We start from the raw sequence: 2,832 nt of genomic DNA on the forward strand, positions 1-2,832 counted from the left end.
GGTCTCCGGTGGCGACGATGCCGACCTGATCACGGGTGGTACGGGCGACGACGTCCTGTCGGGTGATGCTGGCGCCGACACGGTCTATGGCGGCGAAGGCGCCGACACGATCGACGGTGGTCTCGGTGCTGACAGCCTGACTGGCGGTGCCGGCAGCGACTCGATCCTTGGCAGTGGGGGCGCTGACACGATCGACGGCGGCGATGATGCCGACACTGTTGCTGGTGGCGACGATGCCGACCTGATTGCTGGCGGTGCAGGCGATGACGTCCTTGCGGGCGATGCCGGGGACGACACAATCGGTGGCGGCGAAGGTTCCGACAGCATCGATGGTGGTGCAGGCGCCGACAGCCTGACCGGCGGCGCCGGGGACGACACCGTTGCCGGTGGCGAGGACGCCGACCTGATCACCGGTGGCGCCGGCGACGATCTCCTTTCAGGTGATGCCGGGGATGACATCATCGATGGTGGCGAAGGCGCCGACAGCATTGACGGTGGCGCCGATGCCGACCTGATTGCTGGCGGTGCTGGCGATGACGTTCTTGCGGGCGATGCCGGGGACGACACGGTCGATGGCGGCGAAGGTGCTGACAGAATCGACGGTGGCGAAGGCGCCGACAGCCTGGCCGGCGGCGCAGCAGCAGACTCCATCCTCGGCGGTGCCGGTGCCGATACGATCGAAGGCGGCGATGACGCCGACACCGTTGCCGGTGGCGACGACGCCGATCTGATCGCTGGCGGTGCAGGTGATGACGTCCTTGCCGGTGACGCCGGTGAGGACAGCATCGACGGTGGGGAAGGCGCGGACAGCATCGAAGGCGGCGCGGGCGCTGACAGTCTGGCTGGTGATGCCGGCAGCGACACGATTCTGGGTGACGGGGGCGACGATCTCGTCTCCGGCGGCGCGGGAGATGACGTCCTTCACGGCGACAGCGGCAACGATATGGGTCCGGCCGCCTCCGGACCGCTCACCGTTGTTGATGGGCTGTATGACATCTCGGGTGCGACTGCCGGGCTCACGATTGATCTGGAGTTCCATGGCGGAACTGCCGGATACGACAATTCCTATGGCTACTATCTCGCCGACACGGACGGAAACCCGATCGGCGGGGAACTGGTCTGGGCGAATGTAAAGGGACAGGACGGCACCACTCTGTCCCTGTCTGCGGAGCAGCTGAACGGCGCGGCGCAGCTCGGGTTCTTCATCATCCCCAACGGCGACAACAAGAACGCCGACCTCGCCGACGGTACCCAGGTCAGCTTCCAGCAGGTCGATGGGAAGTGGACCGCCTTTGCCGATGGCGATCCCCTGGTCGGTCAGGGCGCACCGGTGCTGTTCAGCAATCCCGCCCTCAATCCGGATGGCGGCGACTACGAGGTCGACAACGCCGCGGAAGGCAATTCCAACTGGGAAGACATCTACCAGTGGGGTGACCACGACTTCGACGACGTCAATGTCACGGTCGAGGTCGAGGCTGCCACTGCGTCCGAAGGCGGAAACGATACGCTCCAGGGTGGCGAAGGTGCCGACAGCCTCTACGGCGATGGCGGCGACGACCTTCTGGACGGTGGCAGCGGGGTGGATTCTGTCCACGGGGGTTCCGGCGACGACACGGCGATGTTCACCGGCGGGGAGACCTCCGGTGCTGGCGACGTCTATGACGGCGGCACGGGCAGCGACACCCTGCGGATCAACCTGACCTCCGACGCCTATGCCGATGAGGCGATGCGCCTGGAGCTCTGGGCGCTGAAGCAGTTCATCGCCGCCAACAGCGATGCGGGCACGGATGAAGGCGCCTCGTTCCAGGCGCTGAACCTGAACCTGACGGTCGAGGATTTCGAGGACGTCGTCCTCTACGTGGACGGTGTCGAGACGGAGATCATGCCCCCGCCGCTGTTCACGGAAGGCGATGACGTCGTCGACCTGAACGACGTGGTCGACGGCACCTATCGCGGCTCGCCGCACATCGCGCTGGACGGCGACGACCATGTGATCCTGCCCGACGATACGGGCGAGGCGGCGGAAGCCGGCTACGACCCGGATGAGGCGTTCTCCGCGGGCGCCGGCGACGACACGGTGATCGGCGGCGGCCTTGAGGACACGATCCAGGGCGGCGAAGGCGGCGACAGCCTGTCCGGCGGCGCGGCCGGCGACAGCCTTCTGGGCGAGGCCGGCGACGACGCCCTGTCCGGCGATGCCGGCGCGGACGTGTTGGACGGCGGTGACGGCGCCGATACGATCGACGGCGGCGATGACGCCGACACGGTCTCCGGTGGTGATGATGCAGACCTGATCGACGGGGGCTCTGGCGACGATGTTCTGGCGGGCGACGCCGGCGCCGACACGGTGGGTGGCGGCGAAGGTGCCGACAGCATCGACGGTGGCGCAGGTGCGGACAGCCTGTCCGGTGACGCAGGGGCGGATTCCGTTCTTGGCGGTGCAGGCGCTGACACGATCGACGGCGGCGATGACGCCGACACCGTCTCCGGTGGTGATGGCGCGGACCTGATCGCCGGCGGTGCCGGTGACGACGTTCTGGCTGGCGATGCCGGCGCCGACACGATCGATGGCGGCGAGGGCGCCGACAGCATCGACGGTGGAACTGGCAGCGACACGATCCTCGGTGGTGCTGGAGCAGACACGATCGACGGCGGCGATGACGCCGACATCGTCTCCGGTGGCGACGACGCAGACCTGATCGCCGGCGGCGCCGGCGATGACGTTCTGGCGGGTGACGCCGGCGACGACGCGGTCGATGGCGGCGAGGGCGCCGACAGCATCGACGGTGGCGAGGGCGCAGACAGCCTGGCTGGCGGCGCGGGCAGCGACTC

The 2,832-nt window shown here is 68.0% G+C and carries 1 protein-coding gene; it reads left to right on the forward strand.

The features are described 5' to 3' along the window. A partial coding sequence (locus ACFOGJ_RS30285; RefSeq protein WP_379907096.1) for a DUF4114 domain-containing protein occupies positions 1-2,832 on the forward strand: 2,832 nt, incomplete at both ends.

It is taken from the genome of Marinibaculum pumilum (assembly GCF_042646425.1).
In the GTDB taxonomy this organism is placed as follows: Bacteria; Pseudomonadota; Alphaproteobacteria; order Ferrovibrionales; family Ferrovibrionaceae; genus Marinibaculum; species Marinibaculum pumilum.